The organism is Roseovarius pacificus (genome assembly GCF_900142665.1).
Classification (GTDB): Bacteria; Pseudomonadota; Alphaproteobacteria; order Rhodobacterales; family Rhodobacteraceae; genus Roseovarius; species Roseovarius pacificus.
The window spans coordinates 2501-7406 of sequence record NZ_FRBR01000035.1 but is presented as its reverse complement, the minus strand read 5'-3'; the positions used below and the strand labels follow the sequence as shown (position 1 = coordinate 7406).

The 4906-nt window shown below is 55.8% G+C and carries 1 protein-coding gene, 1 tRNA gene and 2 rRNA genes; 1 reads left to right on the top strand and 3 read right to left on the bottom strand.

What is annotated here, in order from left to right:
* Nucleotides 1-306 (top strand): thermonuclease family protein (locus BUB53_RS22895; protein ID WP_373285811.1); only part of this gene is annotated, 306 nt, incomplete at its 5' end.
* Nucleotides 307-431: 125 nt separating this feature from the next.
* Here BUB53_RS22895 and BUB53_RS21905 read toward each other — a convergent pair.
* From BUB53_RS21905 to BUB53_RS21895, 3 genes are all read right to left on the bottom strand, one after another.
* A tRNA-Met gene (locus BUB53_RS21905) sits at nucleotides 432-508 on the bottom strand.
* 234 nt (nucleotides 509-742) lie between these two features.
* Nucleotides 743-857, bottom strand: a 5S ribosomal RNA gene (gene rrf / locus BUB53_RS21900).
* A 67-nt stretch (nucleotides 858-924) separates the two neighbouring features.
* A 23S ribosomal RNA gene (locus tag BUB53_RS21895) occupies nucleotides 925-4502 on the bottom strand.
* Nucleotides 4503-4906: the final 404 nt, after the last annotated feature.

Here is a 4906-nt window from a genome sequence, read left to right as displayed (position 1 = left end):
ATTGCCGGGCGTAGCGGGGCTGGTGGCCCCACCTCAGGCCGCGTGACCCATGTTCGGGACGGAGATACAATCGAAGTTGACGGACGCCCGATCCGCATTGCCGCGCTGGATTGCGCCGAGTCCGGCACCATGGCCGGAGAAGCCGCAACGCGGCGGATGAGGGCGCTGGTGTCCGGTGGGCGCCTCAATTGCAGCCTGACCGGGGAGCGTAGCTATGACCGCTGGATTGGGAACTGTCGGCTGGCGAGCGGGCGCGACATTGCGAGTGTGATGATCGCCGAAGGCCTGTGCCGCCGCGGGCGGTAGCGTTGCGCTGCTGCCACACCCGTGAACGTGGTTCAATTGCTTCCACAGTGCTTCCACGCGGATTTCGGGTGCACGGCATGCGGCTTAGAGCCACCGTCTAAGTTATTGATTTATGTGGAAGTTTTTGGTTGCGGGAGCAGGATTTGAACCTGCGACCTTCAGGTTATGAGCCTGACGAGCTACCGGACTGCTCCATCCCGCGACGCTTTATGTTTGGCCTATCGCCCTTTGGGCTACTTGAGGCCATGGTGTTTGGCCTATCGCCCTTTGGGCTGCTTGAGGCCGTGGTGTCTGGTCTTTTGCCCTGTGTGGGCGTTTTGAGACCGTTGTTTTGGCCTTGTCCCTTTGCGGGGGTCGGGCCGGATGTTGTGCCCCAATTTTGTGTATTGGATTGGGGCCATCGTTTTGGAGAGATACGTTTCGGGGATTTTACCAGGTTTGGCGGTGACCTACTCTCCCACGTCTTGAGACGCAGTACCATCGGCGCTAAGGCACTTAACGGCCGGGTTCGGGATGGGACCGGGTGTTTTGCTCTTGCTATGACCACCAAACCGGGAAAAATCCTCGAATGTCCAAGTCTGTTGACTTTGGTCAGCAGAAGTCTGTCTTCTACTGGATCAAATCAAGCCTGTCGGGCAATTAGTACCGGTCAACTGAACGCATTGCTGCGCTTACATCTCCGGCCTATCGACGTGGTGGTCTACCACGGCCCTCAGGGATACCTTGTTTTGAGGGGGGCTTCCCGCTTAGATGCCTTCAGCGGTTATCCTGTCCGATCATAGCTACCCTGCACTGCCGTTGGCACGACAACAGGTCCACCAGTGGATCGTTCACCCCGGTCCTCTCGTACTAGGGGCAACTCCTCTCAAGTATCCTACACCCACGGCAGATAGGGACCGAACTGTCTCACGACGTTCTAAACCCAGCTCACGTACCTCTTTAAACGGCGAACAGCCGTACCCTTGGGACCTGCTCCAGCCCCAGGATGAGATGAGCCGACATCGAGGTGCCAAACACTGCCGTCGATATGGACTCTTGGGCAGTATCAGCCTGTTATCCCCGGCGTACCTTTTATCCGTTGAGCGATGGCCCTTCCACTCGGGACCACCGGATCACTATGGCCGTCTTTCGACTCTGCTCGACTTGTCAGTCTTGCAGTCAGGCTGGCTTCTGCCATTGCACTCAACGAGCGATTTCCGACCGCTCTGAGCCAACCTTCGCGCGCCTCCGTTACGCTTTAGGAGGCGACCGCCCCAGTCAAACTACCCGCCACGCAGGGTCCCGGATCCGGATAACGGACCGCGGTTAGACATCAAGAGTGCGAAGGGTGGTATCTCAAGGGAGGCTCCACAGAAACTGGCGTTCCTGCTTCGAAGCCTACCACCTATCCTGCACATCACAATCCTGATGCCAGTGCGAAGCTGTAGTAAAGGTGCACGGGGTCTTTCCGTCTAACCGCGGGAAGCCTGCATCTTGACAGGCAATTCAATTTCGCTGAGTCGATGTTGGAGACAGCGGGGAAGTCGTTACGCCATTCGTGCAGGTCGGAACTTACCCGACAAGGAATTTCGCTACCTTAGGACCGTTATAGTTACGGCCGCCGTTTACCTGGGCTTCAATTCAAGGCTCTCACCTCTCCTTTTAACCTTCAGGCACCGGGCAGGCGTCAGACCCTATACGTCGTCTTGCGACTTCGCAGAGCCCTGTGTTTTTAGTAAACAGTCGCCACCCCCTGGTTTGTGCCCCCAGCCAATACTTGCGTAGAAACTGGGCCTCCTTCTCGCGAACTTACGGAGGTATTTTGCCGAGTTCCTTCAACATCGTTCTCTCAAGCGCCTTGGTATTCTCTACCAGTCCACCTGTGTCGGTTTAGGGTACGATCTCATGGAGGTGCTATTTCCAGGAACCGATCAGCGGCCCAGACAATCCGATAAGTCTGAACAACCTTCACGATCCGTCACATCCTCCTGGCCCAGGAATATTAACCTGGTTCCCATCGACTACGCCTTTCGGCCTCGCCTTAGGGGTCGGCTTACCCTGCTCAGATTAGCTTTAAGCAGGAACCCTTGGACTTTCGGCGACAGGGTCTCTCACCCTGTTTGTCGCTACTCATGTCATCATTCTCACTAGTGATCTCTCCACCGGATGGCTCACGCCCCGGCTTCATCGAAAGGACTCGATCTTGTGCTACCGCCTGCCGGCTACTTGAGCACAGTTGCCTGCGCTCCCGTCTCCGACGTGCGATAGTAAAGATCAGTCCTGTGTCACACTACGCTCTGCTACCAGTGCTTACGCACTCCTAAGCTTCGGCTCATGGCTTGAGCCCCGTTACATCTTCGCCGCAGGACAACTTGTTTAGACCAGTGAGCTGTTACGCTATCTTTAAAGGATGGCTGCTTCTAAGCCAACCTCCTGGTTGTTTTGGTCGTCCCACCTGCTTTCCCACTTAGCCATGAATTGGGGGCCTTAGCTGTAGGTCAGGGTTGTTTCCCTCTCCACTACGGACGTTAGCATCCGCAGTGTGTCTGCCATCCAGTACTCCCCGGTATTCGGAGTTTGGTTAGGATCAGTAAGCCTGTGGGGCCCCATTACCCATCCAGTGCTCTACCCCCGAGGGTATTCGGATGACGCTCTACCTAAATAGATTTCGCAGAGAACCAGCTATCTCCGAGTTTGATTGGCCTTTCACCCCTAGGCACAACTCATCCCGACCTTTTTCAACAGGTGTGGGTTCGGCCCTCCAGTAAGTGTTACCTTACCTTCAGCCTGGTCATGCCTAGATCACTCGGTTTCGGGTCTGATCCATCCAACTCGACGCCCTATTAAGACTCGCTTTCGCTGCGCCTACACCTAACGGCTTAAGCTTGCTGGATAGACCAAGTCGATGACCCATTATACAAAAGGTACGCCGTCACAAGACTGGACACTAATAACAATCTGGATTGGTTGGCCTACCGCCCTTTCGGGCTACTTGAGGCCGTGCTCGGGATCACTTCGTCGGGATCGACACCCGGAAGTGCACCGTCTCAAGACCGGGGTTCGAACTGTAGAGACCCGCGTTCGACCGGTGGTCGACGCCAAGGCTCATCCGTACGCCCATCTTGTTCTGATATCCCACCTCGACCCCCGATCGAAACTGGATCGGGCCGCCCAGGTCCGCGCCGCTGCCCTCTTCATAAAGGCCAGCCATCGCGTGCAGCTGCACGAACATGTTCTCGCGGCGGTTCGTCCATGTATAAGCCTGGCCGACCCCGGCCCAAAGCTCACCATCCGACGTCGCCGAAAGCCCGTAGATCAACTGGAAGGGGCCATAGGCATGTCGCGTGTCCCGACGCAGGTAAACCTCTTCGCCGACCGTGTTTTCCTGGAAAACCGTGTCACCGACCGAGATCCCCGTGTAGGACTGAACCTCGCGTTTCGCCAGACAGCCCTCGTTCGGGCAGTGGTTGGCCGTCATGTCGATCAGACCGACGATAAGGCCGATCACCGCAACGGTTCCGTCCGTGATAAATGCAAGATCCGACATGCTGTCCCTCCGTGATGCGTCGATCACGTTGTTGCAGCAGATTGTCATTAGAGTCCAGTCAAGCTCCGACTGATTGTAGGCGTTCGGTTTCAGGTACTGTTTCACTCCCCTCGTCGGGGTGCTTTTCACCTTTCCCTCACGGTACTGGTTCGCTATCGGTCAGTAAGGAGTACTTAGCCTTCGAAGGTGGTCCTCCGATCTTCAGACAGGATTTCACGTGTCCCGCCCTACTTAATACGTCCCATCGAGCTTCCCATACGGGGCTGTCACCCGCTATGGCCATGCTTCCCAACATGTTCTGGTCACTCTCAAGGCTCGGCTGGTCCCCGTTCGCTCGCCGCTACTAGGGGAGTCGCTGTTGCTGTCCTTTCCTCCGGGTACTTAGATGTTTCAGTTCTCCGGGTTTGCTCTTAAAACCCTATGTATTCAGGTTTTAAGTACTTGGTTTTGCATCCAGATAACCGCACAGCAACCGCCCCAAACCTGCATTGAGCAGGCACGGAGTGGGTATCGCTGCGCGATAACTGGAAACAATCAAGTGGGTTGCCCCATTCGGAAATCCATGGATCAAAGCTTATTCTCAGCTCCTCATGGCTTATCGCAGAGTATCACGTCCTTCATCGCCTCTTACTGCCAAGGCATCCACCAAACGCCCTTCTCGCGCTTGATTTGATCCAGAAAAAGACAGACCGAAGCCCGTCGCGACAGCGGAAGCTGGTAACAAACCGCCATCCTTATTCTGAACCAAAAGTCATACTTTCCCGCCTGGTTCCGAAAGGAACCAGACTTGGGCGACCTTGCGATCGCCCGGGTTAGTGTACTTGACTTGGACAACACCGTTCGTTTCGACCGGGATACACCTTGAAGGTTGAGGAAGCAGCCTTGCAAAATGCCTTCCACCCGAGGGTGGAACCGAACCGAGATGCCTGCACACTCGCAGACACCAAACAGTGTCGTTATTGTATCTCTCTAAACGATGTCAAAGGCGTGTCCCCGCACCTCGCGGCGCCGGACACAGCGTCCGATTGGACGGCAAAACACTCAACAGTGCTTTACGGTCAAATCGGAATATGC